The 25,348-nt window shown below is 38.1% G+C and carries 32 protein-coding genes and 2 tRNA genes; 9 read left to right on the top strand and 25 right to left on the bottom strand.

The genetic code is table 11. The features are described 5' to 3' along the window. Window positions 1-23: 23 nt before the first annotated feature. Complete coding sequence (gene msrA, locus ACJJVM_RS11125; protein WP_405211710.1) at window positions 24-680, top strand: peptide-methionine (S)-S-oxide reductase MsrA; 657 nt, start codon at window positions 24-26, stop codon at window positions 678-680. Here the strand turns inward: msrA and ACJJVM_RS11120 are convergent. Then, a complete protein-coding gene (locus tag ACJJVM_RS11120) occupies window positions 677-1,480 on the bottom strand; it encodes a class I SAM-dependent methyltransferase (RefSeq protein ID WP_405211709.1) in 804 nt (267 codons plus the stop codon). The genes msrA and ACJJVM_RS11120 overlap by 4 nt on opposite strands. 16 nt (window positions 1,481-1,496) lie before the next feature. On the opposite strand from ACJJVM_RS11120, the gene ACJJVM_RS11115 reads away from it, so the two are divergent. From ACJJVM_RS11115 to ACJJVM_RS11100, 4 genes are all read left to right on the top strand, one after another. After that, window positions 1,497-2,150 carry a flavin reductase family protein gene (locus ACJJVM_RS11115; protein ID WP_405211708.1) on the top strand — a complete coding sequence of 218 codons (654 nt, stop codon included), beginning with the start codon at window positions 1,497-1,499 and terminating at the stop codon, window positions 2,148-2,150. A gap of 62 nt (window positions 2,151-2,212) precedes the next feature. Continuing rightward, window positions 2,213-3,031 (top strand): 3-deoxy-8-phosphooctulonate synthase, encoded by an 819-nt coding sequence (gene kdsA / locus ACJJVM_RS11110; RefSeq protein WP_405211707.1) that lies wholly within the window; start codon window positions 2,213-2,215, stop codon window positions 3,029-3,031. A gap of 104 nt (window positions 3,032-3,135) precedes the next feature. Beyond that, window positions 3,136-4,581: an RNA polymerase factor sigma-54 gene (gene rpoN, locus ACJJVM_RS11105; protein WP_405211706.1), complete on the top strand. Its 1,446-nt coding sequence runs from the start codon at window positions 3,136-3,138 to the stop codon at window positions 4,579-4,581. A gap of 173 nt (window positions 4,582-4,754) precedes the next feature. Further along, on the top strand, window positions 4,755-5,186 hold the full coding sequence (locus ACJJVM_RS11100) for a hypothetical protein (RefSeq protein WP_405211705.1): 432 nt from the start codon (window positions 4,755-4,757) through the stop codon (window positions 5,184-5,186). A gap of 28 nt (window positions 5,187-5,214) precedes the next feature. Here ACJJVM_RS11100 and ACJJVM_RS11095 read toward each other — a convergent pair whose 3' ends face one another. The 9 genes from ACJJVM_RS11095 to ACJJVM_RS11055 all read right to left on the bottom strand — a co-directional run bounded on the left by ACJJVM_RS11095 (window position 5,215) and on the right by ACJJVM_RS11055 (window position 12,273). Beyond that, window positions 5,215-5,916, bottom strand: a complete 702-nt coding sequence (locus ACJJVM_RS11095) for a porin family protein (RefSeq protein WP_405211704.1) — start codon at window positions 5,914-5,916, stop codon at window positions 5,215-5,217. 104 nt (window positions 5,917-6,020) lie between these two features. Then, on the bottom strand, window positions 6,021-6,494 hold the full coding sequence (locus tag ACJJVM_RS11090) for an ExbD/TolR family protein (protein WP_405211703.1): 474 nt from the start codon (window positions 6,492-6,494) through the stop codon (window positions 6,021-6,023). 24 nt (window positions 6,495-6,518) lie between these two features. Continuing rightward, entirely contained in the window at window positions 6,519-7,133 is a 615-nt protein-coding gene (locus tag ACJJVM_RS11085) for a biopolymer transporter ExbD (protein WP_035325377.1), read from the bottom strand. A 2-nt stretch (window positions 7,134-7,135) separates the two neighbouring features. Then, the gene (locus ACJJVM_RS11080; RefSeq protein ID WP_021778273.1) at window positions 7,136-7,570 is read right to left on the bottom strand and encodes a hypothetical protein; all 435 of its coding nucleotides are present in this window, start codon (window positions 7,568-7,570) and stop codon (window positions 7,136-7,138) included. A 31-nt stretch (window positions 7,571-7,601) separates the two neighbouring features. Further along, window positions 7,602-8,396 (bottom strand): MotA/TolQ/ExbB proton channel family protein, encoded by a 795-nt coding sequence (locus ACJJVM_RS11075; RefSeq protein WP_298347662.1) that lies wholly within the window; start codon window positions 8,394-8,396, stop codon window positions 7,602-7,604. A 704-nt stretch (window positions 8,397-9,100) separates the two neighbouring features. Then, window positions 9,101-9,185 (bottom strand) — tRNA-Ser (locus ACJJVM_RS11070). Window positions 9,186-9,285: 100 nt separating this feature from the next. Continuing rightward, the gene (locus ACJJVM_RS11065; RefSeq protein ID WP_021778271.1) at window positions 9,286-10,308 is read right to left on the bottom strand and encodes an asparaginase; all 1,023 of its coding nucleotides are present in this window, start codon (window positions 10,306-10,308) and stop codon (window positions 9,286-9,288) included. Beyond that, window positions 10,305-11,426 (bottom strand): 1-acyl-sn-glycerol-3-phosphate acyltransferase, encoded by a 1,122-nt coding sequence (locus tag ACJJVM_RS11060; RefSeq protein WP_405211702.1) that lies wholly within the window; start codon window positions 11,424-11,426, stop codon window positions 10,305-10,307. Before ACJJVM_RS11060 ends, ACJJVM_RS11065 begins: the two co-directional genes overlap by 4 nt. 70 nt (window positions 11,427-11,496) lie before the next feature. Beyond that, entirely contained in the window at window positions 11,497-12,273 is a 777-nt protein-coding gene (locus tag ACJJVM_RS11055; protein ID WP_405212201.1) for a TatD family hydrolase, read from the bottom strand. A 124-nt stretch (window positions 12,274-12,397) separates the two neighbouring features. Between ACJJVM_RS11055 and ACJJVM_RS11050 the strand changes: the two genes are divergently transcribed. Next, window positions 12,398-12,835 carry a retropepsin-like aspartic protease gene (locus ACJJVM_RS11050; RefSeq protein ID WP_405211701.1) on the top strand — a complete coding sequence of 146 codons (438 nt, stop codon included), beginning with the start codon at window positions 12,398-12,400 and terminating at the stop codon, window positions 12,833-12,835. Between the two features lie 155 nt (window positions 12,836-12,990). After that, complete coding sequence (locus tag ACJJVM_RS11045; RefSeq protein WP_405211700.1) at window positions 12,991-14,511, top strand: GH3 auxin-responsive promoter family protein; 1,521 nt, start codon at window positions 12,991-12,993, stop codon at window positions 14,509-14,511. A 14-nt stretch (window positions 14,512-14,525) separates the two neighbouring features. Here the strand turns inward: ACJJVM_RS11045 and ACJJVM_RS11040 are convergent, their stop codons facing one another. Then, window positions 14,526-15,110: a hypothetical protein gene (locus tag ACJJVM_RS11040; RefSeq protein WP_405211699.1), complete on the bottom strand. Its 585-nt coding sequence runs from the start codon at window positions 15,108-15,110 to the stop codon at window positions 14,526-14,528. A gap of 105 nt (window positions 15,111-15,215) precedes the next feature. Here ACJJVM_RS11040 and ACJJVM_RS11035 point away from each other — a divergent pair, with 105 nt between their 5' ends. Further along, window positions 15,216-15,920 (top strand): DUF6503 family protein, encoded by a 705-nt coding sequence (locus ACJJVM_RS11035; protein ID WP_298347650.1) that lies wholly within the window; start codon window positions 15,216-15,218, stop codon window positions 15,918-15,920. Window position 15,921: 1 nt separating this feature from the next. Here ACJJVM_RS11035 and ACJJVM_RS11030 read toward each other — a convergent pair whose 3' ends face one another. The 3 genes from ACJJVM_RS11030 to rplU form a co-directional block, all read right to left on the bottom strand. Beyond that, complete coding sequence (locus ACJJVM_RS11030) at window positions 15,922-16,473, bottom strand: hypothetical protein (protein WP_298347648.1); 552 nt, start codon at window positions 16,471-16,473, stop codon at window positions 15,922-15,924. 133 nt (window positions 16,474-16,606) lie between these two features. Beyond that, window positions 16,607-16,867, bottom strand: coding sequence for a 50S ribosomal protein L27 (rpmA, locus tag ACJJVM_RS11025; RefSeq protein WP_021778263.1), 261 nt, complete (start codon window positions 16,865-16,867; stop codon window positions 16,607-16,609). Window positions 16,868-16,907: 40 nt separating this feature from the next. Next, window positions 16,908-17,582, bottom strand: coding sequence for a 50S ribosomal protein L21 (rplU, locus tag ACJJVM_RS11020; RefSeq protein ID WP_298347645.1), 675 nt, complete (start codon window positions 17,580-17,582; stop codon window positions 16,908-16,910). 274 nt (window positions 17,583-17,856) lie between these two features. On the opposite strand from rplU, the gene ACJJVM_RS11015 reads away from it, so the two are divergent. After that, a complete protein-coding gene (locus ACJJVM_RS11015) occupies window positions 17,857-18,429 on the top strand; it encodes a lipocalin family protein (protein ID WP_405211698.1) in 573 nt (190 codons plus the stop codon). Between the two features lie 74 nt (window positions 18,430-18,503). On the opposite strand, the gene ACJJVM_RS11010 is transcribed toward ACJJVM_RS11015, so the two are convergent. The 11 genes from ACJJVM_RS11010 to ACJJVM_RS10960 form a co-directional block, all read right to left on the bottom strand. Then, entirely contained in the window at window positions 18,504-18,989 is a 486-nt protein-coding gene (locus ACJJVM_RS11010; protein ID WP_021778261.1) for a DUF4199 domain-containing protein, read from the bottom strand. An 84-nt stretch (window positions 18,990-19,073) separates the two neighbouring features. Next, window positions 19,074-19,613, bottom strand: a complete 540-nt coding sequence (locus tag ACJJVM_RS11005; protein WP_298347639.1) for an RNA methyltransferase — start codon at window positions 19,611-19,613, stop codon at window positions 19,074-19,076. A gap of 71 nt (window positions 19,614-19,684) precedes the next feature. Further along, complete coding sequence (gene era, locus ACJJVM_RS11000) at window positions 19,685-20,569, bottom strand: GTPase Era (RefSeq protein WP_021778259.1); 885 nt, start codon at window positions 20,567-20,569, stop codon at window positions 19,685-19,687. Between the two features lie 123 nt (window positions 20,570-20,692). Next, window positions 20,693-21,154, bottom strand: a complete 462-nt coding sequence (locus tag ACJJVM_RS10995) for an RNA methyltransferase (protein ID WP_405211697.1) — start codon at window positions 21,152-21,154, stop codon at window positions 20,693-20,695. A gap of 59 nt (window positions 21,155-21,213) precedes the next feature. Then, complete coding sequence (locus ACJJVM_RS10990; RefSeq protein ID WP_298347634.1) at window positions 21,214-21,438, bottom strand: hypothetical protein; 225 nt, start codon at window positions 21,436-21,438, stop codon at window positions 21,214-21,216. Window positions 21,439-21,572: 134 nt separating this feature from the next. After that, complete coding sequence (locus ACJJVM_RS10985) at window positions 21,573-21,797, bottom strand: YgjV family protein (protein ID WP_298347632.1); 225 nt, start codon at window positions 21,795-21,797, stop codon at window positions 21,573-21,575. A 50-nt stretch (window positions 21,798-21,847) separates the two neighbouring features. Then, window positions 21,848-22,720, bottom strand: coding sequence for a 30S ribosomal protein S6--L-glutamate ligase (rimK, locus tag ACJJVM_RS10980; RefSeq protein WP_298347630.1), 873 nt, complete (start codon window positions 22,718-22,720; stop codon window positions 21,848-21,850). Window positions 22,721-22,801: 81 nt separating this feature from the next. Next, window positions 22,802-22,874: transfer RNA gene (locus tag ACJJVM_RS10975), tRNA-Met, on the bottom strand. A gap of 237 nt (window positions 22,875-23,111) precedes the next feature. Then, on the bottom strand, window positions 23,112-23,291 hold the full coding sequence (locus ACJJVM_RS10970; RefSeq protein ID WP_298347628.1) for a CPXCG motif-containing cysteine-rich protein: 180 nt from the start codon (window positions 23,289-23,291) through the stop codon (window positions 23,112-23,114). 42 nt (window positions 23,292-23,333) lie between these two features. Beyond that, complete coding sequence (locus ACJJVM_RS10965; RefSeq protein ID WP_298347626.1) at window positions 23,334-24,671, bottom strand: TolC family protein; 1,338 nt, start codon at window positions 24,669-24,671, stop codon at window positions 23,334-23,336. Then, window positions 24,668-25,348, bottom strand: coding sequence for a hypothetical protein (locus ACJJVM_RS10960; RefSeq protein ID WP_405211696.1), 681 nt, complete (start codon window positions 25,346-25,348; stop codon window positions 24,668-24,670). The genes ACJJVM_RS10965 and ACJJVM_RS10960 overlap by 4 nt, the downstream gene beginning before the upstream one ends.

Genomic DNA, 25,348 nt, shown 5'->3' with positions numbered 1-25,348 from the left:
AGCTTTGCAGTAAAAGTATTATTATGAAAATTATTGCAGCAATCACAGCTCTTATCACCCTAATGAGTTGTAATTATGACACAAAACCTATGGCAGAGCCTACTGCTATGCTTGAGCCGGTACAAGTTGCTCCTCAAGACGGAATGCGCAAAGCATACTTTGCAAGTGGTTGCTTCTGGTGCGTAGAAGCCGTTTTTGAAAGTGTAAAAGGTGTAGATGAGGCTATAAGTGGCTATAGTGGCGGCTCTGAAGACAACCCTACATACAAGCAAGTAAGCTACGGAAGAACAACACACGCAGAGGCCGTAGAGGTTATTTACAACCCGGAAGTTATAAGCTTTGAGCAGCTAGTAGATGTGTTTTTTGGCTCACAAGACCCTACCACCAAAAATAGACAAGGACCAGATGCTGGACCGCAATACAGATCTATAGCTTTTTACCAGAACGAAGAAGAAAAGAAAATTATTGAAAATACTATCGCAGCTTTAAATAAGTCTACTTATGACGGACGTATTGTAACGCAAGTACTTCCTTTTCAGAAATTCTGGATTGCAGAGGCATATCACCAGGATTATGAAAAGAACAACCCAAACAACCCATACATTCAAAACATATCTGTGCCTAGATATAAAAGGTTTGCAGCTAAGTTTCCTGAGTTACTAAAGGATGATGCTCACTAAATTTTTACAGCTTTAATTTCAAAAATTAAAGGATACAAACGGTCTTTACTCACGTAGAGACCGTTTTCATTTTTTACCAGATCTGGCAACACATCATATGGAGCGCCATCGTGCTCGCGCATATATTGTATCTGCAAGCCAGCCCCTGCTAGTGCAGTCACAACCTCGCCTAGACCGTGATTCCAGCCATATTCTTTACTCATCATCTGGGCATCTTCTTGTGCATAGGTACCCTCGTACTCCTCATAAATCACTTCTTCTTGTGCATAACCATAACGCATCTCAGGTTGCTCTTTTGTATAATCAAACATCCAGACTATGGGATGAAATTCTACCATATAAAACTCACCTCCCACCTCAAGACGATCTGCGATAACTTGCGCCCACGGTTTTAAATCTGGGAGCCAGCCTATCACCCCATAACTTGTAAATACAATATCAAATTTTTCTTGTACGTAGCTATTTGTATCAAGTACATTACAGCACACAAATTTTGCCGATAGATTGAGTTCTTTATTTAGCTTTCGCGAAAGCGTAATCGCCTCATCACTTATATCTACACCCGTACACAGGGCTCCCATCCTTGCCCAGCTCAATGTATCTTGTCCAAAATGACACTGCAAATGCAAGAGTGATTTACCAGTAACATCCCCTAGTGCATCAAGCTCATATGAGTTAAGCGAACTCTTACCAGACATAAATCCTTTCATATCATAAAAGTCACTTGCTGCGTGTATAGCTACCTTTTTATTCCAGGTTTCTTTATTAGTAGAGAAGTAATTTTGATGGTCTTTTGACATATTCCGTATTTTTGAAATGATGAAAAAGATACTACATTTTAATAAAGAAGCCATTAATGCAATGCCCTCTCGTTACAGAGCAAATTTTATTAATAGCATTACAGGTTTTAAGAGTGCAAACCTTGTAGGCACCATCTCTCCAGAGGGAATAGAAAACCTAGCAGTTATAAGTAGTATCACGCATAAAGGGAGTAACCCGCCACTACTGAGCTATATCACAAGACCCACCACAGTAGCTAGACATACGTATAGCAATATAAAAGAAACGGGAGTCTTTACCGTAAATCACATACATAGCAATATCATAAACCAGTCACACCAGACGGCTGCAGCTTATGACAGTAACACATCTGAGTATAACGCCGTGGGGCTTACCGCAGCATATCGCGATGATTTTAAAGCTCCTTTTGTAAAAGAAGCATACATACAGCTTGCGTGCGAGTACGTAAACGAGTACGAGATTAAAGAAAATGGCACCATACTCGTCATAGGTGCAATTACAAATATTACCATTCCTGAAGATACTTTATATGAAGATGGCTGGGTGCATTTACAAAAGGCAGACGGCGTGGCCATAAATGGGCTAGATGGGTATACTTCTCCTCAAATAATAGACAGATTTACCTACGCAAAGCCAGATAAAAAAGCGACATCTATTTTAGACAAATAGAAGTAACTAGGCTGTATAGAGTATCTTTGTTACGCTTTCGCGAAAGCATAAAAATTCACATTATGAAACTATCAAGCATTCCTAAAATAAAACATACAGAAGCAAATAACTTCTTCTTACTCTGCGGCCCTTGTGCTATTGAGGGAGAAGATATGGCTATGCGCATTGCCGAAAAGGTGGTAACCATTACAGATAAGTTATCTATTCCCTACGTTTTTAAAGGAAGTTTTAGAAAAGCAAACCGTAGTCGCATAGACAGTTTTACGGGCATAGGTGATGAGAAGGCGCTTGAGATTCTTGCAAAGGTTTCTTCGGCATTTGATATTCCTACGGTCACAGACATTCACGAAAGCTCTGATGCTGCACTAGCTGCACAGTATGTAGATGTACTTCAGATCCCTGCATTTTTAGTTCGCCAGACATCGCTAGTCGTTGCCGCGGCAGAAACAGGCAAAGTAGTAAACCTCAAAAAAGGGCAGTTTATGTCTCCAGAGGCTATGCAGCACGCCGTGCGCAAGGTACACGAGAGCGGTAATGAAAACGCCTGGATTACAGATAGAGGTACAATGTTTGGCTATCAAGATATGATTGTAGACTTTAGAGGCATCCCTACGATGCGCTCATTTGCTCCTACCGTGCTAGATGTGACACACTCATTACAGCAACCTAACCAGTCTAGTGGCGTTACGGGAGGAAGACCAGATATGATAGAAACTATTGCCAGAGCAGGTATTGTAAATAATGTAGACGGATTATTTATAGAAACTCATTTTGACCCGGCAAATGCAAAGAGTGATGGGGCAAATATGCTTGATCTCGCTCACTTAGAGCGATTGCTTTCTAACCTTGTCGCGATTAGAAAAACAATCACGAGCTTATAATTATAAGACACAAATTTAGATTGCTATAAACGATAAAGGGCACGTATCTTGCTTAACAAATATTTCGCAACTACATCTACTCCTTTTTTGTAACTTCGTTTCATATGTTAAAACAACAGCTCAATTTTAAACTTTCTCAAAAGCTATCTCCACAGCAAATACAGCTTATGAAGCTCATCCAGCTTCCTACGCAAGCGTTTGAGCAAAAGATAAAGCAAGAGCTAGAAGAAAACCCTGCCCTAGATAGTGGTAAAGAAGAGGTTCAAGATGACTTTGAAGAGTTTGACAACACAGATGATTTTGACGAAGCACCAGAGGTAGAAATTAATGTAGATGATTATCTCAGTGATGATGAGATACCAGAGTATCGCCTAAGCGCAAATAATTACAGTGCAGATGATGAGGATAAACAAGTACCCTATGCCTCAGGAACATCATTTAACCAATACCTAAAAACCCAACTTAACACGATGCGTATCTCACCAGAAGAGCGTAGCGTTGCAGAGTTTATTATAGGCTCACTAGATGAAGCTGGATATTTAAGACGCCCCATATTAGACCTTATGGACGACCTGGCATTTACCCAAAACATCTACACCACAGAAGAGACTATAGAAAAAATGCTTTTTAAAGTACAAGATCTTGACCCTGCGGGCGTAGGAGCGCGCAATCTTCAAGAGTGTCTTATACTACAACTGGACAGAAAGACAGAAACAAAGGCTATTGCACTTGCGATAGAGATACTTGAGAAGTCTTTTGACCACTTTAGTAAGAAGCATTATAAAAAGTTAATGGCTAAGTTTCATATCACAGAAGAAGAACTTAAAGACGCCATACACGAGATAGAACACCTTAACCCAAGACCAGGCGGATCTTACTCTAGCAACACAAAAATAGTAGAGCACGTAGTACCAGATTTTACCATAAGAATTGTAGACGGAGACCTAGAGCTATCTCTCAATGGCCGTAATGCTCCAGAGCTTAAAATCTCTAGAGATTATAGCAATATGCTCAAAGGGTACAAAGAATCTAAAGAGCGAACAAAAGCTCAAAAAGACGCCGTACTTTTTATAAAGCAAAAACTTGATGCTGCAAAGTGGTTTATAGAAGCCATTATACAACGCCAGCAGACCTTATTTGTGACAATGAGCTCTATAATGAATTACCAAAAAAAATACTTTTTGACTGGTGATGAGCGCAATCTACGCCCTATGATTCTTAAGGACATAGCCACAGAGATAGGTATGGACGTCTCTACGGTATCACGTGTAGCAAACAGTAAGTATGTAGACACACCTTACGGAACAAAACTCATTAAAAACTTCTTTTCTGAAAGTATGACTAATGATCAAGGTGAAGAAGTATCTACACGCGAAATCAAAAAAATACTTGAAACAGTTATCGAAGAGGAAGATAAGCGTAAGCCACTTACAGATGATAAGCTTGCCGGCATTCTTAAAGAAAAAGGTTATCCTATAGCCCGCAGAACGGTTGCCAAATATAGAGAACAGCTAGAACTACCAGTAGCAAGACTTCGAAAGCAAATTTAATGAAGTTTTTCATACGTAGCTTTTCGTATATTTTTCATCCGCTTTTTATGCCATTAGTAGGGGTATTGCTCTACTTCTATATTTCGCCGCGATACTTTAATCCAGAGTTTTTGTATTCAAAAGTTTTCGCTACGGTTATAATGACTACAGTCATACCCATTTTAAGCTTTTATATGCTTAAAAACCTACAGCTAGTTACAACCATTCACCTTAAAGAAGTAAAAGAGCGCAGGTGGCCTTTACTACTGCAGATGCTTTTTACCTTTATCTTAATAAGACTCATCTTTGACGGCTATGAGATACCAGAATTATATTACTTCTTTGTAGGTATACTAGGCGCAAGTACTGGAGCATTTTTACTAGCATTACTTAAATTTAAGGCAAGCCTTCATATGATAGCGCTATCTGGAGTCCTATTTTTTGTAGTAGGTCTTAGCTTACATTTTGGCATCAACCTCTTGCTTCTTATAGCTGGCTTTATTTTTGCCTGTGGCGCGACTGCTACTTCTAGATTAGATATGCGAGCACACACTCCTGCAGAGCTTGTAGTAGGGTTTATTGTAGGCGCTGTATCGCAGTTTATGGTGTATAGTTACTGGGTATAGAAAATTACGCTTTCGCGAAAGCGTAACATTATAAGAAGTAAAAAACTAACCCTAAACGCATCACTTGAATACCTACATCCTCTGTATTGAGCAATGCATCATCATTAAAAAGGGTATTTAAACCATAATATCCTTGAAAATTAAACGCCCCATAACCAAAAGAGAATGAAGGCCCATATTGAAACTTATTAATTTCAGGTATATCTGTACTTATGATATCTGATACATCATCTTGATAGGTAGATTTAAATCTAAGCACATAGCCCAGCTTCATCCCGACGTGTATACGCCAAAAACTATACTTTGTTGCAGTAGATGTTCTCCACCTATACTCTAGAGGCATTTCTAATGTGTAACTAGTAAATCTATTTGTAACATTCTCCACGCTCTCGTCTACAATGTCAAATGTAGAGGTCTCGCTTCCAGATTGAGTCGCGATGAGAAGATTTTGATTATAGGTATCTAAGGCCATTCCAATACCTATGCCTATAGCTTTATTACGTCTTTTATTTATGGGAAAATCTCTTATAACACCAGCTTGTATACCAGCACTCAGACCATTCTGCTCAAAACCAGAGGGCTTATCACCTAGCAGGTTAAAGGTGATACCTACATACACTTGGTCTTCCCTATATAAAGAATCTACAACTGGAGTGTCTGGCACATCAATATCTTGTGCAAGGGTTGCAATTGTACTTAGACCTATAAAAATGTAAAGGAGATACTTCAAGAATAATAGTTTATTACAAATATAACAGAATTGCCGCTGGCAATATTGCATAAAAAAACACCTTAAGTTACCTCAAGGTGTTTTTTTACTAATTTAACTATCGACTACTGAGTTACAGCGTCTTCAGTTTGAGTAGTGATGTAAATCACTTTTAACATATTAGCTTGTCTTAGTTCTTGCTTTACGTCATATACAAGACCAGAGTTAGTTTCCTTATCTACTTTAAAGGCTACCATTACTCTATCTTTAAGCTCATCTCTAAGCTTCTCACGTTCTTCAAGAATAGCAGGCTGTACTTCGTTTATATTTACGAATTTGTCTCCTATTTGAATTTTACCTTCTGTACCGAACTGCTTATACCCTTCTCCAGGTTCCCCTCCAAAGATGTATACACTTCTGTCCTTCTGTAGCTTCTCTGTTTGATCTGCCGCTGGTAAAATTTGCGCCACTTTTACGTCGTTTTTACGTAAAACTGTTGCCACCATAAAGAAGAATAATAACATAAATACAATATCTGGTAGGGAAGCCGTGTTTACCGCTGGTAACTCTTTAGACCCGCCTTTTCTAAATTTTGACATAATATTTTTATTTTATAATTCTACTTATGATTGAGGATCTATTTCAGAAAGTTTCTGAGGGTACATTTTCTTGATAACATCAAGTTTTTCTTTTGCACTCTCTTCGTTTCCTTTATAAACTCCTTCGTCTATAGCTTTCTTTACTTCTGTGAATTTCCAACCGTATAAACGTTGTGACTCTCTATCACGTAAAGAATTGTATGCTCCTACAAGCTCATTTTGAACTGTAATGTATGTATCGTAAGATGTCTCACGGTCATTTTTTACAGTTACAATAGCCTTGTCTGGAAAGTCTGACGAACTAGGGTCACGCTCTCCTTGACAGTAATCACAATACCCTTCTTGCCCTTTTGGTACACCTCCATTATCTAAGAAGGCGATAGCTGCCTCTTGAAGATCTTTCATCTCCATAGGCTTATCTTCAACCAAAAGTTCATCGTTTTTATTTACGATAACTACAAAAAGGTTCTTTTCTTTAATGATAGGAGGCTCCACATTTTCAGGCTGCTCTGGCGGTAACGCTCTTACAAGTCCTCTATCTTTCTCAATGGTAGTTGTTACCAAGAAGAAGATAAGTAGTAAGAATGCGATGTCTGCCATAGACCCTGCATTAATTTCTGGTGCATTTCTCCTAGCCATAATTATTTATTTACAAGTTTCTTAGCTCCTGATACTAGCATAAGTATTATTGCAATTGCTGCAAGAATAAAGAATGCGTTTATACCAGCGCTTACCCACTGTGAACCACTAGCAGAGAGAACTTCTCCGTCTTTCATTGGTACTTCTTCTGCTCCGCTTGCAGCGAAGTAAGAAATAGCAACAATAAGTAAGAAAGACCCAGCTCCTACAAGTGTGTTTTTTGCATTACCCGAAAATAGACCTTTGAGAACAAAGACTACTACGAGTACTAAAGCGATACCTATAACCGCCCAAGCAAGGAGGATCATTATATCGACAAGGTTCTGTGAATCACCACCTACGATGGCATCATTGTTTGCCCATACCATACCTGCTACAACTAATGCTGCAACACCTACGATAGCCACAATGAATTTTAAAATTTTATGTAATCCCATAATATGTATGAATTTTTAAGATTACTATATATTACTTCTTGTAACGTACAAGCATATCCATCAATGTGATAGATGCATCTTCCATATCGTTTACGATACTGTCAATTTTTGCAATAATATAGTTATAGAATATTTGAAGAATAATAGCCACAATCAGTCCAAATACTGTCGTAAGAAGTGCTACTTTAATACCTCCGGCAACTAGTGCAGGGTTCATATCTCCAGCTGCTTCAATTCTATCGAAGGCTTGGATCATCCCGATTACCGTCCCCATAAACCCAAGCATAGGTGCAAGAGCGATAAATAATGACACCCAAGATACGTTTTTCTCAAGTTGTCCCATTTGAACACCTCCGTAAGCTACAACAGCTTTCTCTGCAGAGTCAAGACCTTCGTCTACTCTATCAAGACCTTGGTAGTATATAGATGCTACAGGTCCTTTTGTGTTACGACAAACTTCTTTTGCTGCTTCTACACCACCACTATTAAGTGCATCTTCAACATCTTGCTGAAGCTTCTTTGTGTTAGTAGAGGCTAAGTTTAAGTATATAATACGCTCAATTGCAATTGCAAGACCTAATATTAGACATAAAAGTACAATTCCCATAAATCCAGGACCTCCTTCTATAAATCGTTTTTTCAAATCTTGTGTAAAAGAAAGCTCCTCTGCTGCTGCATCATCTTGAAATGAAGTACCAGCGTCTACATTTGCAACTATTTGTTGAATCTGTACTGGAAGTGTTGTTTGTGCGTTGCTTGCGTTAGCGGTAAATGTGCTTAACACTACTACAGCGGCAACTGCCATGATAGAGAATAATTTTTTCATTGCTCTTGATCTTAAAGTTTAAATTAGTAAAGGGTTAAATATAGTAATTAATTAGATTATGTGTAACAAATATTGAAAAGCATCGTCTTATTTTTTTTACAATTAATTTAGTATGTAACTACTAAATTATACAGTAAATGTGTAAAACAGATACTAAATATTTACTTCACAAAGCTTAGTACAAGTAATATCCCAAGTATTTTACTCGTAGAATCAGCAAGTATAGCAAAGTAAAAGGGGAATAACAGCATCACAGGGCACTTTTTTACAACAAGGCATCAATATATTAACATACACCATTTGTATTACTTTATTATTTAACAGTTTAGTAATGTGATAATCGTGCCAACTAATTAACCTATCATATGCTGTACTCCAGAAACAACAGTATCTTATTAGACAAATTTGAGGAGGCAAACATAAAACTAAATTACAATGCGGAGATTTCAAGAAGATGAATCCTAATTGCATTTATGCGGGCGCTGAATAAAAACACCATTATATAAGATGATGAAATTGCACTTTCATTATCACGCAATCTACTTCCTAGAAGAAATTTTAAAGCTGAGAAAAAAGAAAGAGCTTTTGACATCTAATTTAATCAAGCTAGCCTTCTTCAAGTTGCAAGTCAAGTTTTTTTATGCCCCTTTTTATGCCCCTGAAATCAAGAATCCCTATAAACAATGGGATTCAAGAGTTTATCGCAGAAAGGAAGGGATTCGAACCCTCGATACGTTTCCGTATACACGCTTTCCAAGCGTGCGCCTTAAGCCACTCGGCCACCTTTCTATTATTAATTTTCGCGAAAGCGTACTAAAAACAATCGCTATATATTAAGGAGTGCGAATTAACAAAAAAAACCTCGGAGCACTCAAGGTTTAGTTCATAATTATGACATCTCCCCACGCAGTGATGTTTCAAAAACTGTTTTGAAAACTTTAGGCCCTAAATTTTGTCCTAAGAGATACATCATTTTTGCTATTGCGGCTTCAGAGGTGATATCGCCTCCGTTAATAACTCCCATTTTTTTAAGGGCTACGCTGGTTTCATAATTACCCATATGAACACTGCCTGAAATACATTGTGTCACATTTACTACAGGCACTCCCCTCTTTATAGTTGCCTTAAGTGCATCTATAAACCACTGCTCTGTTGTAGTATTTCCAGCTCCAAAAGTTTCTAACACCACTCCTCGCACACAAGGTACATTGAGCATTGCCTCTACAAGGCACTGCGAGATACCTGGATATATCTTAAGTAGTAAGACTTCTGTAACTAGCTTTTTATGAACCTTGAGTTGCTTTTTATTAGGTTTCCAGAGAGCGTCTTCATTAATTGTGAGATGCACACCTGAGGTTAAAAGCTCTGGATGGTTAGGCGAAGTGAAGGCCTCAAAATTTTCTGCACTTATTTTTGATGTGCGGTTTGCCCTGTAAAGCTTATACTCAAAATACAAGCATACTTCGGTTATGAGTGGCCTATTCCTTTTTCTTAAGGCAGCTACTTGTACGGCTGTTATAAGATTCTCTTTTGCATCTGTGCGTAGGTCTCCTATAGGTAACTGCGAACCTGTAAATACAACGGGTTTACTCAAATTCTCTAGCATAAAACTCACTGCAGACGCGCTATAACTCATCGTATCACTCCCGTGCAAGACTACAAAACCATCATATGCATCATAACCTTGCTCTATAAAATCACATAATTGATTCCAGTATGCAGGATTCATATTAGACGAGTCTATTACGGTCTCAAAAGAGGCGGTGCTTATCTCACAATCAAGCAACCGTAGCTCTGGTATTTTATCTAGTAGCTCATCAAAATCAAAGGCTTTGAGCGCTCCCGTCTCATAGTCTTTAATCATACCTATGGTACCACCGGTGTATATTAAAAGGATTTTTGCTTTACTCATAACTTTTCGGCTTGCAACACGGGGTTTGCATACATTAATAAGAAGCTGTCTACTTCCATTTGCTTTGATAAATCAACACGTACTTCGAGTCTACGCTCAAAATGACGTAATTCCTTAGTATCATATTTGTCCTTATACTTATCTGTTTTATGATAGAGATCATAAGCAATGTAGTTTGTAGGCCAGAGCTTATAATTCTTCCATATTACTTTATCTAACTCACCAGCAAAGGCTTGTAACTTCTCATTATCACTATCATACTTGTCTTCAATGTCATCATATACCTTTTCTGGTAAAGGTGATGCGGCGATGTGAATGTTACGTTTATTACCTAGCGCTCCTTTAAGTATGCTATTAAAATCTTCATTTGCCGTTTTTATATAAGGTAGGTTCTCTCTTTTGGCAACAATTTCTGGCACTTTTAATATATCTGTAGGATCATACTCATAAGATATCGCCACACCTATGACGCTCAACTCTCGCAGGTAAGTCATAAGTGGCGTCTTACCACGAGCCATAGTAATCATTTTAAGAACACCCTGCTGCGTTTTATCAAGACCATCTTTTGTTCTTCCCTCTCGCTGCGCTACCCATACAGATCTATCGGACTGTAGTAAAAATTTAATATAACTAGAAAGCAGCTTAGAACTCATAAGCAACTCCCTAGGCGACTGATCTCTTAAGACCAAAAAGTTTCTATTAAGTTTAGACAACTCCATTAAGAAATCTTTTTGCACCAGATTATCACCTATAGCAGAGGCTGTGGTGATAAGTTTATGATCTATAAGCGTCATATTGAGTAACGACGTATCTAATACGATATCACGATGATTTGATAAATAGAGGTAAGATTGCTTTCGCGAAAGCGCACTAAAACCACTTTGCGTAAACCCTTCTGAGCTTTTGTCAAGTAGATTACTCACAGACTTATAAATCACCTTCTCTTGAAAATCTGCAATAGAGTGACACGTTTTAAGGACTTCTAGAATTTGCTCTTGCGAAAAATCTGGAAATGTAAATTGTAACAACACTCTAAACATAGGGTGTCTGGCTGCTCTTAAAAGTGCCTCATTTACCTCCTGGTCGTGGTATGGGCGTATATGGTCGTAGTTGTTCAATTGGGTATATATTGGTCTCCACAAAAGAACAAAATATTTTATGTCTGAGTTACCTATTTACAATAAGATACTATGCGCGCTTTGTAAAAAAAACGTTATCTGCATTTTTACTGGTAATAGCAGCAATCTCGTCTAGCGGTTTTTGATAAATAGTCGCAAGTTTTTCTGCCACGAGCACTAGGTAGCTGCTCTCATTTCTCTTACCACGATATGGCACGGGGCTCAAGTAGGGAGCGTCTGTCTCTAGCACTATATGCTCCAGCGGTATTTCTGCAAGAAACTGATCTATCCTACCATTTTTAAAAGTCGCCACGCCTCCTATACCCAACTTCATATTGTAGCTTATCGCTTTTTCGGCTTGTTCTTTTGTGCCTGTAAAACAATGAAAAATCCCAAAGAGATCATCACCCTTCTCACTCTCTAATATTTCAAAAACCTCGTCAAAAGCTTCACGACAGTGTATCACTATGGGTTTTTTATATTTTTTTGCTAGTTGGATCTGTCTAGTAAATGCATCTTGCTGTATCGCAAGAGTAGACTTATCCCAGTACAAATCAATCCCTATCTCCCCTACTGCATAAAAGTCACGTGTTGCAAACTGTGCTTCTATGTGAGCAAGTTCTTCTTCATAGTTTTCTTTTACGTGTGTGGGATGTAATCCCATCATAAGGTACACGGTATCTGGATGTGCCTTTTCTAGCGCATACATACGCTCTGTATATGCCGAGTCTATTGCTGGTATAAAAAAACGAGTCACGCCAGCATCTATTGCGCGCTGTATCATTTCTGCTTGATCTTCGTCAAAAGACTCACTGTATAAATGGGTATGTGTATCTGTAAAAGTCATAGACGACAAAAATACTTTGCCACGAGAAGGAAGTAAAATGATTTTGCCTCTTTTTTCAAAAATCATTTAGTTGCCACGCGGTGTATAAACGATTGTATTATTTTTGATAGAAATCACACACTATATGCCCTCACTACGCCAGTTTTTATTGTCAAAAGATTATTGCCGCTCACGGCTGTTTCCTACCGTTACAAATCACCTCGAGATGAAGGCGAAAATTAATGGTGTAGAAGGGTCATTTATACTAGACACTGGCGCTTCTAGTTCTTGTATAGATTTTAGCCACGCAGATCTTTTTAGTTTATTACAAGAAGATAGTGAGGTGCTAGCCGCAGGCGCGGGAGCAACCGGTATGGAGACTAAACTCTCTCGCAATAATTCTCTAAAAATCCAGAAGTGGCAGTATAAAAAACTTGATATCGTTCTCTTTGATATGTCACACGTAAACACTGCACTAATCGCTCACAATGCAGCGCCTGTACACGGTATTCTGGGTGCAGATGTTTTAAACGCAGGCAAAGGCATTATAGATTATCAATTCAACTGCTTATACCTCAAGTAAGATATAAGTGTGAGATGGTTTTTTTTTACGCTTTCGCGAAAGCGTAATTATCCCTACCTAAAGCTCCTATATTTTTCACAATTGTTCCTTAAGATTGGGTTAAAGACAATAAGTTAAGCGGGTTTATTTAACATATTTGTAAAAAACCAACTCATATGGCTATTCTAGGTTCTATCATAAAAGGTGCAATTGATCTTAAAGACACACTTACCACAAGCTCAAACCCAGTTGAAGAGCAAGAGAACGTGTTACGTACAATGCTCGACACAGCAAAGGATACATCTTTTGGAATCTATTACGGCTTTTCAAAAATTCTAGAAGAAGATAATGTAAGCGAGGCTTACAAAAAAGCGACACCCTACCACGATTATAATCAAATGAATGATATGTGGTGGAAACGCATCAAGGAAGGCCTAGAAAACATCACCTGGCCTGGTAAGCCACATTATTTTGCATTATCAAGTGGGACTACAGGTAAAACTAGTAAACGCATACCTGTGACCGAAGATATGGTAGCAGCTATAAGAACGACTAGTATCGCACAAGTATCTGCGCTGGCACATTATGACTTACCTACAGACTTTTTTGACAAAGAAGTTATGGCGCTAGGAAGCTCTACAGACCTCGCCGAAAATGACGAATTTCTTGAGGGAGAAATAAGCGGTATCACAGCTAGCAATATCCCCTTCTGGTTTAAAGGTTTTTATAAACCTGGAGAAGAAATAGCAAAAATAGACAACTGGGATGAGCGTGTTAAAACCATCGCAGAAAATGCAAAGTCTTGGGATATAGGAGCCTTAAGCGGTATCCCATCTTGGATGGAGCTTATGCTTAAAGAAGTAATAGCCTACCATAATGTAGATAACATACACGACATCTGGCCTAACCTACAGGTCTTTACTAGTGGTGGTGTAGCTTTTCAACCCTATGAAAAAAGTTTTAGACAGTTACTAGGTCGAGACATTACCATTATAGACACCTACCTAGCGTCAGAAGGTTTTATGGCGTACCAGAGCAGGCCAGAAACAGCATCTATGAAGCTTAGCACAGATGCCGGCGTTTATTTTGAATTTGTACCATTTAAACCTGAATATATTAATGAAGATGGCTCGCTCTCACAAGATGCACCTGCGCTTACACTTAACGAAGTAGAGACAGGAATTGACTATGTACTTATCATAAGTACTGTCTCTGGTGCGTGGAGATATCTCATAGGCGATACCATAGCATTTACAGATGTGGAGAGAGCCGAAATTAAAATCACCGGACGAACAAAATTCTTCCTTAACGTTGTAGGCTCACAACTTTCTGTAAATAAAATGGAAGATGCTCTGAGAGACCTAGAAGAAAAGTTTGACATTAAAATACCGGAGTTTACACTGAGTGCAAAAAAAATAGATGGTGAGTTTTACCACTGCTGGTATTTAGGAACAACAGCCACCACTAGCGAGACAGAGCTTGCTAAGGCTCTTGATGAATCTCTTAAAAGTGCCAATAAAAACTATGGTGTGGCCAGAGGCAAATCCCTAAAAGGCGTAAAAGTAACCACTATAGACCCAAATGTCTTTCACGAGTGGAGTGGCGCAAATAAGAAGAAAGGTGGCCAGGTAAAAATGGAAAAAGTAATGGATGAAGAAAAGTTTGCCCAGTTTGAAGCTTTTATAAATGAGCAATAAATCCACTCTATAATTTAATCGTTCTCAAGCAGGTGCATCACCTCCTCTGGCGACATATATAAACTACGCAAGCGCTGCTTATACTTCTCAGAGATATGAGCGTGATCTAGTATAAAATTCTTTGTTTTTAAAATGTATGACCCCATACCGTGGGTAATTGCATATACATCTGCAGTGCGCTCTACTTCTTTTATATGTGCACCAGAGTATAAATATTTAGCACCAAAAACCAGCATCCCGAAGGCAGAGCGCTCCCTATAATCCATCACGTGACCCAGCTCGTGACCAAGCCATCCTATTACCACATCGCTGGGCACTTCAGAAAAGTTAAGCTCCTCTTGATCTATTTGTATCTTTCTTGAGATTAAAATAATGTAAGATCTGTTTTTTCTAGATTTAAAAAAGCTAGCCCACCTGGGCTGGGCCTGCATAGTAGACTTTCTTATATTGTCCTTAAATTGAAAAGTAATATCTGTATCCCACAATTCTGGATAGTGCTCTAAGGCAATAATTGCCTCATCATAAATCTCTTTTGGGATCTGCTTATTTTCTAGATTGAGCATTCCATCCTCAAGCGCTACTTCTACTTTTTCTTCCATATATTTAAGATACAATTTATCACTTTGTACAGCTGTTAAGACGATACTAAAGTTAGTTATGGTTATCAAAAAGCAATGTGTATCTTCATAGCTCAAACTTTCACAATGAAAAACTATACGCTTATTGCTGTTTTATTTTGTTGCGCTTTCGCGAAAGCGTACTCACAACAATTATCTGGACCAGAGCTCGTGGCAAAATCTATAACCTATCACGACCCAAATAGCAACTGGGAGACCTTTACTGGAGAATTTACACTCGTACTTGATATGCCAGATAAACCAGATCGCAAAAGTGTAATTACACTAGATTTACCTAGAGAGTACTTCAATGTAACTACAACACAAGATGGCAAGACCAGCTTTAGAGAACTTCTAGGCACTGCTTGCAAATACACAAACGAAGCTGGAGAGGTCGTAACAAGCACCACTGCAGATGAGGATTGTGAACGCACTGTAATGTTTAGAAATTATTACTCATACCTCTATGGTTTACCTATGAAGCTCACAGATAAGGGAACTATTATCGAGAAGGATGTTAAAAAGGACACCTTTAAAGGAAAAGAATACCTAGTAGCACGTGTGCGCTATGATAAAAATGTAGGCACAGATGTGTGGCAGTTTTATTTTGACCCAGAGACATATGCAATGGAGGTATATCAATTTTTTAAGGGTGATGATGAGACTACGGGTGAGTACATATTGCTTACTGATCTTGCTACTATAGGAGGTATAAAAATGCCTAAAGATCGAGCTTGGTATTACAATAAAAATGATGGCTATCTAGGTACAGATAAAATCAAGATAAACTAAGCTAGTTATGCTCCACTGTAAATGCGGCTTGCTTATAGTTACTCATACTATAGTACTCTTTATGTAGAGAAGCTGCAAATTGTCTTATATCCTTATAATGTTTATAATCTGGATGCAAGGCGTCGTTAAAATCTTCATCTGTTATAAGTAATGCGATATACCAGGTATCACCATAATCCCTCAAAGGGTCATCATTAAAGACGGGCGGCGCACCATTTTCTTCAAGCAACTTATTTGCTAGTGGTCTCAATAAATTGACCGTTTGCGTCTTCTTTCCCACTTCATAGAATGAGATATAATAGGCTTGGTTACTTATAAGTACGCGCACATTATCTTCTACATAGTTATGATTGAGATCATATTTAGTATTTACATACGCATAAAACTCATTTGCATCCTTAGGGTCTGTAAATAGATATGCATATCTATTAGGTAGTTTTCTATTAAACTTCTTTGCTTTTTTAACCTTGCCCTCACTCAGATTAGGCGCCACTGCTACAGGAAAGCAAGATTGCAATAAAAAGGCACAACAAAACGCTAGTAATATTCTCATAAGGAGTGTTTTGTGTCTTGCATCAAACAACATACCAAACACTTAAAAATCAATCAAGTATGTATAACCATAAAAACCCTTACCGCATTGCGGTAAGGGTTTTATATAATGAGATAGCAATTATCTTAGTTGCTTATGCCTCAAAAGGCACTACAGAAACGTAAGATTTATTGTCTCTTTTCTTTTGGAATTTTACAACACCATCCACTTTTGCGTGAAGTGTGTGATCTTTTCCTCCGTACACGTTTTCACCTGGGTGATGCGTGTTACCTCTTTGACGTACGATGATGTTCCCTGCGATTGCAGCCTGTCCTCCAAAGATCTTAACACCTAAGCGTTTCGATTCTGATTCACGACCGTTTTTAGAACTACCAACTCCTTTTTTGTGAGCCATCTTGTTTCGGTTTTATAAGTTATACTTGATGGTATTGCAATTATGCTTTACCACCGTCTAATTCGTCTTGCCATTTTTTAAGCTCATCCCACTTACCATCTGCAGCCATTTGTGCTTGTGCTGGCCAAGTGTCTGTTACGTGGTTTCCACGTACACCTGCGATGATTTCAGAAATCTTAGCAGCGTCAGTTTTTGCAAGTTTTGCAAATGTATCAACACCAGCTTCAACAAGAGTTGATGCGATTTTTGGTCCGATACCTTCCACTTTTTTAAGATCGTCAGCTTTGGCAGCTTTTTTAGGAGCAGCCTTTTTTGCTTCTGCCTTTGGTGCAGCTTCCTTTGCAGGAGCAGCAGCTTTAGGTTCAGCTTTTGCTTCTTTTTTTGGAGCAGCTTTCTTAGCTCCAGAAGTAGCGATACTTTCAATTACGATTTCAGTAAGTGACTGGCGGTGTCCGTTCTTAACACGGTATCCTTTACGTCTCTTCTTTTTGAAAACGATTACTTTGTCACCTTTAAGGTGTCTTAAGACTTTAGCTCCTACTAGAGCTCCGTCTATAGCTGGGGCGCCTAAAGTGATGTTAGACCCGTCTCCTACTAAAAGTACTTTGTCGAAATCGACTTTTTTTCCTTCTTCAGTAGATAGGCGGTTAACAAAGACTTTTTGGTCTTTTGCAACTTTAAATTGCTGCCCTGCTATCTCTACAATTGCGTACATAGCGATTAATTAAATATTGTTATTACACTAATAAAAGCCTAAACCTCTCAGTTTAAGCGGGTGCAAATATACTATTTATCTTGTGATTTACAATCGCTAATTGTGTTTTTTTAAGCTCAAAAATGAAAAACGCATTTAAAAATAAATAACTTAGAACTCACGCTACTAACATTATTTATAAAACATCAAAATAAAAGTGATTTCCTACAAAAAATTGTTTTTGAGTATTTTAAAAAGTAGATTCGCCTTCATATTAATAATCAATCAAAAAGCAATGAAACATTTTAAATCAATCATTACACTCGTCATTCTTACAATTACATTTACATCTTGCTCAACAGATGATGAAATAAACGACGTAAACACAACCCTTATAGTGGGAGAATGGGAGATTACCTCTTTAGAAAATAACACCACACTAGATCTTACAGTCGAAGGTCAGACTGCCACATCAACTTCTTACGGTACAGGTTCAAACTTTAATTATACTATTACATTTAATGACGACAGCTCGCTTATAGCAAATGGCTCTTATGATTACACAGTCACATCATCTACGAATGGCTCAGAAATAACTCAGACTACAAGTTTTGAAGACATTAATACAACAGGAAACTGGAGTGTAAATGGCGACCAAATGAGTTTTACAGGATTCATTACTTTTCAAACGGATAATCAGATTATTTCAGATGATATCAACCCTGGTACTTCTACGATAACAGTTTTAAACGAAACAACTTTAGTACTTACAACAGATCTTGGAAATAGTGAAATTTCAGGTTTTCCAGAAGGAGTTGATTATAATTTTGAAGGAGAAAGTATCGTTATTCTTACAAGAGTAAACTAAAACTTCTCTTGAGCATTATAAATTAAAAAACCGCCATCTGGCGGTTTTTTAATTTATTTTTTTCCAAGTGAGGACTATCTAATAACCGGTCCTCTCTCACGTAATACCTTCTTAGTTCCTTCAGTATTCCAGCTAGGTTTAAAAAGCTGCATAAAACAAAGCGATAAACATATAGCGGTAGAAAATCCTCCTATTGCGACTGTAAATATTACAGAGCCTATACTTGTATTATACGTCTTCTCCCAAGGCCCTATAAGACCGTCTAGAAAATCTGGGTTTATATTACCTGCATATAGTGCAAAGAATCCCGTAAATAATATAGTAGCAATAAATCCAGACACCACTCCATTAGTAAGTCCGTCTGTGTAGCTAAAAGCTGATCCGTTCTTAATCTTTGTGTACTTAATCACCTCATAAATACCAAAACCTACAATCACGCCATTAAAGAGCGAGAACATAACATTAGTATGAAGGTTAAATAATGCGAGTACTAAAAAATATGCGATGAGCCCGCCTGCCATTGCGATGGCAAAACGTATGGGCATTGTGAATTTTGACATAATGTTTATCTTTTTTCTTTTAAAGATAAACAAAATATCGAATAAAAATCATAAGTAGCTGTTAAATAACACTTTAACAACCCATTAAGAAACGCCTAACTTACTGAAGATGTCCCATATAACCACTCCCGCACTTACAGAAATGTTAAGAGAATGCTTAGTACCCACCTGCGGAATCTCAAGTACCGTATCACTTAAGGACACAATCTCTTGCTGCACTCCTTTTACTTCATTACCAAAAACAACAGCATACCTCTCCCCTTTTACAGGAGTAAACTTGTCTAGCATTACAGCATCTTCTGCTTGCTCTATAGCACAAAGCTTCACACCTTGTTCTTTTAATTTTTGAGAAAGCGCGATTGAGTCTTCTACATACTCCCACGCTACAGCATCTGTTGCTCCTAGTGCTGTTTTTTGAATATCGCGATGCGGCGGTGTAGCAGTGATACCACACAGATACACTTTTTCAACAAGGAAGGCATCTGCCGTACGAAAAACCGAACCTACATTGTTGAGACTCCTTATGTTATCCAGCACAATAATAAGTGGCGTTTTTTCTGCCTCCTTAAAATCTGCAACCGTTTTTCTATTGAGTTCGCTATTCTTAAGCTTTCTATTATTCACGATGATAAAATATCTAGTATGGAGATTGTGTGAAAGGTGGTGATTTACGCTTTCGCGAAAGCGTACTTATACTATTTCTGGTTATACCCAAAACGCTTGAGCTGTCGCTCGCTGCTTCTCCAGTTCTTATTTACTTTTACATATAGTTCAAGATGCACTTGCTTACCAAAGAATTTTTCTAAATCCTTACGAGCCTCTACTCCTACTCGCTTAAGTGCAGTTCCTTTATGACCTATAATGATACCCTTCTGGCTATCACGCTCTACCATAATCACAGAGCGCATACGTATGATCTCATCTTCTTCAAAAAAGTCTTCTGTATCTATCTCTACTGCATAAGGGATTTCTTTCTTGTAGTGCATCAAGATTTTCTCACGTATGATCTCATTTACAAAAAAGCGCTCAGGCTTATCTGTAAGTTGGTCCTTTGGATAAAATGCTGGAGACTCTGGTAGTAGCTCTATAATTCTATTAAACACTTGTGGTACGCCAAAGTTTTCAAGTGCAGAGATCGCAAACACCTCAGCATTTGGCACTTTTTCTGACCAAAGCTTTAACGCCTCGCCTAGCATCTCTTCGTTACCCTTGTCTATTTTATTAATGAGTAATAAAACGGGAATTTTTGCGCCACGTATTTTATTAAAAAACGCTTCGTCTTTGAGCTCCTTTTCTCCTAGCTCTACTATGTAAAGTAGCACATCTGCATCTTCAAAGGCGCTTTTTACAAAGTCCATCATAGATGCTTGTAGCTCGTATGCCGGCTTTATGATACCTGGCGTGTCGCTCAAAATCATCTGGAAGTCTTCTCCGTTTACAATACCTAGTATACGGTGACGTGTAGTTTGTGCTTTTGAGGTAATAATACTGAGTCGCTCACCCACAAAGGCATTCATAAGCGTACTTTTACCCACATTTGGGTTTCCTATAATATTTACAAATCCGGCTTTGTGCGACATAGTGTTTCTTTTAGGCAAAGATACTTTAAATAGTACGTTTGCCTTTATGGATATAAAGAGTTATTAATTATGTAAATGATGTGTGGTTATGGGAGGTATTACGCTTTCGCAAAAGCGTAATAATTACGATCTAGATTTTGCCAGCCCTCTGTCATATAGCACGATGCTCCCAGCTACTGCAACATTAAGGCTTAGGGTAGAAGAGAATTTTACAAGAAAGTGAGATCTATCTATCGCCTCACGTGTGAGGCCGTGATCTTCTGCTCCTAGTAAATAAACACAGCGCCTAGGGTGCTCAAAAGTCTCTAGCGATTGTGCACGCTCATCTAGCTCTACGCCAACAATGCGAGCTCCTTTAGGTAAGTGATTAAAAAAGTCATCAAAATTATCATAGTGATAATAAGGCATCGCACTTACAGCATTGTGTGTATCACTAGCTTGCTTTGCATAGCGGTTGCCTATGGTAAAAATGAAACTAGCACCTAGGTTTTGAGCAGAACGCCAGAGCACTCCTAAGTTTTCTGGAGTTTTTCCATTCTGGATTCCTATCCCAAAAAACTCGTTTGTAAAATTATCTGGCTGCATATATATATGACTATGGTATAAATAAAAAAGAGACCGTCACAAGTGAGGTCTCTTTTATTTTACATACTATCAGGTCTACCCTTCAAGCGTTTTTCAATCTTCTTTTTCTTTTCTGTGAGACGCTTCATTGTATCCATTATTTCAGAATCCTTTGTCTCTTTAAAAATCTCATTCAGTGCAAGAATGAGGCGTTTTGCTTCTCTTGAAGCTGCAACGCGATCACTGGTGGACATATTGCTCATTGAAGCATTCTCAAAAGCCACCGCTTCTTCCATTAATTTCATACAGTATTTCAAATTTTGGCGAATGTAATGTAACTCACCATATTATACAAGATTTACCCATAAATACTTGTACTACACAAGTATAAAATATTGATAATCAAGTCCAAAAGGAGAGAAAACTCCTACTCAACCCCTTAATTTACATTCTTTTTTATAAAAAGATAGTATGCATTTATTAGTAATATCGCAACATTAGTTACGATTACCGGTATACTTGACAACAATACTCCATACACCACAAAAAATGCACAACCCACTGAGTTTACAATACGTAGTGTACGTATATCTTTAAATAAAAATGACAACAGCACAAATAAACTGGCTAGATAACCGATAATTTCGGTAGGATTAATTTCCATAAATAAACACTTTAATTTTAATATTATAATTTTAATTCAAGAGAGGCAGCTTAGGCATTTCTCTCTACATACTTAATAATGTGGGTTGCAATATCTGTTCCCGTAGCTCTTTCTATACCTTCTAATCCTGGTGATGAGTTTACCTCGAGAATTAAAGGCCCTCTAGATGACTGCAATAAATCAACCCCGGCGATACCTAGCCCCATTGCTTTTGCGGCCTTTAAGGCTGCATTTTCTTCTTCGTCTGTAAGCTCTATTACATTTGCACTACCACCACGGTGTAAGTTAGACCTAAACTCACCTTCTTTTCCTTGCCTTTTCATTGCGCCTACCACAGCCCCATCTACTACAAAAACACGTATATCTGCACCTCCAGCTTCTTCTATAAACTCTTGAGCAATCACTCTAGCCTGTAACCCGTTAAAAGCTTCTAAGATGGACTCTGCACTATTTTTATTATCTGCCAGCACAACACCAAGCCCTTGAGTACCTTCAAGTAATTTTATAACAAGTGGCGCACCTCCTACCCCATCTACAACCTGACTCACATCTTTTGAGTAGTTTGTAAACACTGTTTTAGGCAAGCCAAGACCAGCTCTAGAAAGAATTTGCAAGCTTCTTAATTTATCTCTAGATCTCACAAGGGCTTGTGACTCTGTGGCAGAAAACACCTTCATCATCTCAAACTGTCTCACAACAGCAGTCCCAAAAAATGTTACAGAAGCACCTATTCTAGGTATGATCCCATCTATATCCCTAATCTCTTCTCCTTTGTATACTATAGTCGGATTCTTTTTTTCAATCACGAGATTACACTTAGTGTGATCTATAATAATCATCTCGTGACCTTTTTTTTGACCAGCTTCTACAATTCGTTTTGTAGAGTATAAGTTAGGGTTTTGAGATAGTACAACAATTTTCATATAGTATAATTTATAGGGACATTAGACACAAAATTAGTGCATAAAAAAAGTCTCAACTTGTGATTGAGACTTTTTACTTAGTAGCGGGAACTGGACTCGAACCAGTGACCTTCGGGTTATGAGCCCGACGAGCTGCCTACTGCTCTATCCCGCGATGTATGTTCCAGTAACACGTTTCTTGATTAGGCCATCAGTACTGCGTTAATTGGAGTGCAAATATACAACCGTTTTTGTCATATATAAAAGGAAAATGTAGGATATTTTTTTAATTATTTGCAACCATCACATAGACAGGCATATCTGTAACAATATATTTAATTGAGAGTAGGTAGTACTGTATTTAAATCTCAAATACTACCTTAAGATGTACAAAATAGAGACCAGAAACGGCTTATTGTTCAATATCACGAGCCTCAAAACCTACAAGTTCTTGCTCTTCAAAAGTAGTGCGTACCTCTATAGGATTACAACACACTTCACAATCTTCTACATAAACCGTACTTACAGATGGGTCTAAAAGCATAGACACCTCTTCCCAACAGTATGGACATTGAAAAAAATGTTCAAACATAGTGTAGTTTTTGTTGCGCTTTCGCGAAAGCGGAATTACCTCCTACAACTTCACATTAAGAAGTTGCCCCGTGAGCTGTAGTAACTGTATTTCTGCCAGCTTTGCTGTATACTTTGCAGCATTCTTAGTGGTTTGTGCATTGAGCAAGTTAAGTTGTGCCTGTCTAAACTCTACGCTACTTACCTGACCTAGCTTAAATCGCTCTTCTGATCGATCAAAGTTAGCCTGACTTGTACTTACATTTTGCTCTTGAAGCTCATAGATTTTAAGGGCATTGAGATAATCTCCCTTTGCATTTGCAATGTCTCCCAGTACCTGCTGCCTTAGTTGCTCTTGGGTATACTTTTGATTTTCTAAAAAGATTTTTGCATTCTTTACTCCTATGATAGAGCTGCCGCCATCAAATAAATTCCACTGCAGGGTTGCACCTGTTTGAAAACCTGTAGAGGTGCTTGAGGCAAGAAAATTTGTAGCAGGAAAATTACCCTCTGTCCAGCCGTAACTACCTGTAAGACCTATGGTAGGTAAAAGCAAAGATTTAGCTTGTTTAATTTGATAATCACTTATCGTAATATTTTGCTCTGCTTGAAGAATAGATACATTATTTGTGATACCCTCACTTATAAAGCGCTCTACTTCTAGCGGGTTTATAAAAGTAACGGTAGTATCTGCACTTTTTAAGTCTTCCAGCTCTCTAGCGAGGACTACGTTAAGATCTCGCTGTGCGTTACGTAACTGCTGTCTGGTAGTAAGAATGTTTGTACTATCAGTCACAATATCTACTTGTGCATTGAGCACCTCTAACTTATTTACTTGTCCATAATCAAATTGATATTGCGCACGTACCTCTCTTGCTTTTGAAATATCTAAAGCGGTTTCTAAAACAGCTAAGTTTTCTTCAATACGAGCCACTTCATAATACACAGAAAATAGCTGCAACATTACATTCTCTATGGTCTCTCGTGCTTGCAGCTGTGATAAGCCATACTGCTCTTTTAATGTTTTATAATTATAGTACCTACCTAACCCATCAAACAAGGTATAGTTAAGATTAATAGAAGCATTATATCTTGTGGTTTCTGCCCCATCTACAGCGCTTACATTACCATCTTGAAAGGTAGCCTCTTGATCATCTATACTATAATTTACACCTGCATTACCTGTGAGGGATGGCAAGTAGCCACTATTTAAGATACTTTTATTGTTTTCAGCTATGGCGACTTGATTATTTGCGAGTAGTATCCCAAAGTTATTCTCAAGCATTATCTGCACGGCCTCTTCTTTTGTGAGTAATTGTGCTGGGAGGTCTTGTGCATACGCTTTCGCGAAAGCGAATAACAACACCATAGCAACTATACTTTTTATAAAAGATTGTATCATCTGTTTGCAGTCATTTTAAGTAATAATGTTTCTAGTGTAAGTCTTTGCACTAGGTTGTCTTGATTTGCTCTTATGAACTCAATATCATTTATATGAAAAACGAGTTCTCCTTCTTCTTCTTCAATCCCGAGCTGGCTACTAAGGTAAGTTTGAGCTCCAGGTAGTCCTCCTTTTTTTATAGTTACTTCACCTCCAGATTTAGTAAGCAAAAAGCTATTAAAATCTAAAAAACGCTCTATACCTGATAGCATTTTAAAACCTACAAGTCCAGCAGTAATCATTAACACATACGTAAACAACTTATCAAGTCCAAACTCGTTATCGCCTGTAAAAATTGCAACGAGTAGCCAGAAAGCTATAAGCCCTACAAGTGACAGTAACACACCTAGTACTATGGATATGATATCCATAATTTTTGCTTTGGAGGTGCGCTTTACTACAATCTCTCCTGTGGTTGTGTTTTCTTCATAATGAAAGCCTAGTTCATCGAGGTTTTCAAGATTTGCGATGGCCGCTTCTTTTTGGGCAATTTGCTCTTCCAGCTTTTCTGTAGAAACATCTATAGATTGCTTTCTAATTGTATCTAGCAAGTTGAGTTTTGCTTCATAAGTAAGCTTGTCGCTATGCTCTAGCACGGCAACAATTTCTCGCGGTGTATGATTTTTATACAAATTCAT

This window comes from Dokdonia sp. Asnod2-E02, from assembly GCF_045063915.1.
Lineage (GTDB): Bacteria > Bacteroidota > Bacteroidia > Flavobacteriales > Flavobacteriaceae > Dokdonia.
This window is presented reverse-complemented; position numbering and strand designations above follow the sequence as displayed.

What these genes read in the sequence shown, in the direction of transcription:
- msrA (WP_405211710.1), top strand. Translation starts at nt 24, where the DNA reads ATGAAAATTATTGCAGCAATCACAGCTCTTATCACCCTAATGAGTTGT.
- ACJJVM_RS11120 (WP_405211709.1), bottom strand. Translation starts at nt 1,480, where the DNA reads ATGTCAAAAGACCATCAAAATTACTTCTCTACTAATAAAGAAACCTGG.
- ACJJVM_RS11115 (WP_405211708.1), top strand. Translation starts at nt 1,497, where the DNA reads ATGATGAAAAAGATACTACATTTTAATAAAGAAGCCATTAATGCAATG.
- kdsA (WP_405211707.1), top strand. Translation starts at nt 2,213, where the DNA reads ATGAAACTATCAAGCATTCCTAAAATAAAACATACAGAAGCAAATAAC.
- rpoN (WP_405211706.1), top strand. Translation starts at nt 3,136, where the DNA reads ATGTTAAAACAACAGCTCAATTTTAAACTTTCTCAAAAGCTATCTCCA.
- ACJJVM_RS11100 (WP_405211705.1), top strand. Translation starts at nt 4,755, where the DNA reads ATGCTTAAAAACCTACAGCTAGTTACAACCATTCACCTTAAAGAAGTA.
- ACJJVM_RS11090 (WP_405211703.1), bottom strand. Translation starts at nt 6,494, where the DNA reads ATGTCAAAATTTAGAAAAGGCGGGTCTAAAGAGTTACCAGCGGTAAAC.
- ACJJVM_RS11085 (WP_035325377.1), bottom strand. Translation starts at nt 7,133, where the DNA reads ATGGCTAGGAGAAATGCACCAGAAATTAATGCAGGGTCTATGGCAGAC.
- ACJJVM_RS11080 (WP_021778273.1), bottom strand. Translation starts at nt 7,570, where the DNA reads ATGGGATTACATAAAATTTTAAAATTCATTGTGGCTATCGTAGGTGTT.
- ACJJVM_RS11075 (WP_298347662.1), bottom strand. Translation starts at nt 8,396, where the DNA reads ATGAAAAAATTATTCTCTATCATGGCAGTTGCCGCTGTAGTAGTGTTA.
- ACJJVM_RS11065 (WP_021778271.1), bottom strand. Translation starts at nt 10,308, where the DNA reads ATGAGTAAAGCAAAAATCCTTTTAATATACACCGGTGGTACCATAGGT.
- ACJJVM_RS11055 (WP_405212201.1), bottom strand. Translation starts at nt 12,273, where the DNA reads ATGACTTTTACAGATACACATACCCATTTATACAGTGAGTCTTTTGAC.
- ACJJVM_RS11050 (WP_405211701.1), top strand. Translation starts at nt 12,398, where the DNA reads ATGCCCTCACTACGCCAGTTTTTATTGTCAAAAGATTATTGCCGCTCA.
- ACJJVM_RS11045 (WP_405211700.1), top strand. Translation starts at nt 12,991, where the DNA reads ATGGCTATTCTAGGTTCTATCATAAAAGGTGCAATTGATCTTAAAGAC.
- ACJJVM_RS11040 (WP_405211699.1), bottom strand. Translation starts at nt 15,110, where the DNA reads ATGGAAGAAAAAGTAGAAGTAGCGCTTGAGGATGGAATGCTCAATCTA.
- ACJJVM_RS11035 (WP_298347650.1), top strand. Translation starts at nt 15,216, where the DNA reads ATGAAAAACTATACGCTTATTGCTGTTTTATTTTGTTGCGCTTTCGCG.
- ACJJVM_RS11030 (WP_298347648.1), bottom strand. Translation starts at nt 16,473, where the DNA reads ATGAGAATATTACTAGCGTTTTGTTGTGCCTTTTTATTGCAATCTTGC.
- rpmA (WP_021778263.1), bottom strand. Translation starts at nt 16,867, where the DNA reads ATGGCTCACAAAAAAGGAGTTGGTAGTTCTAAAAACGGTCGTGAATCA.
- rplU (WP_298347645.1), bottom strand. Translation starts at nt 17,582, where the DNA reads ATGTACGCAATTGTAGAGATAGCAGGGCAGCAATTTAAAGTTGCAAAA.
- ACJJVM_RS11015 (WP_405211698.1), top strand. Translation starts at nt 17,857, where the DNA reads ATGAAACATTTTAAATCAATCATTACACTCGTCATTCTTACAATTACA.
- ACJJVM_RS11010 (WP_021778261.1), bottom strand. Translation starts at nt 18,989, where the DNA reads ATGTCAAAATTCACAATGCCCATACGTTTTGCCATCGCAATGGCAGGC.
- era (WP_021778259.1), bottom strand. Translation starts at nt 20,569, where the DNA reads ATGTCGCACAAAGCCGGATTTGTAAATATTATAGGAAACCCAAATGTG.
- ACJJVM_RS10995 (WP_405211697.1), bottom strand. Translation starts at nt 21,154, where the DNA reads ATGCAGCCAGATAATTTTACAAACGAGTTTTTTGGGATAGGAATCCAG.
- ACJJVM_RS10990 (WP_298347634.1), bottom strand. Translation starts at nt 21,438, where the DNA reads ATGAAATTAATGGAAGAAGCGGTGGCTTTTGAGAATGCTTCAATGAGC.
- ACJJVM_RS10985 (WP_298347632.1), bottom strand. Translation starts at nt 21,797, where the DNA reads ATGGAAATTAATCCTACCGAAATTATCGGTTATCTAGCCAGTTTATTT.
- rimK (WP_298347630.1), bottom strand. Translation starts at nt 22,720, where the DNA reads ATGAAAATTGTTGTACTATCTCAAAACCCTAACTTATACTCTACAAAA.
- ACJJVM_RS10970 (WP_298347628.1), bottom strand. Translation starts at nt 23,291, where the DNA reads ATGTTTGAACATTTTTTTCAATGTCCATACTGTTGGGAAGAGGTGTCT.
- ACJJVM_RS10965 (WP_298347626.1), bottom strand. Translation starts at nt 24,671, where the DNA reads ATGATACAATCTTTTATAAAAAGTATAGTTGCTATGGTGTTGTTATTC.
- ACJJVM_RS10960 (WP_405211696.1), bottom strand. Translation starts at nt 25,348, where the DNA reads ATGAATTTGTATAAAAATCATACACCGCGAGAAATTGTTGCCGTGCTA.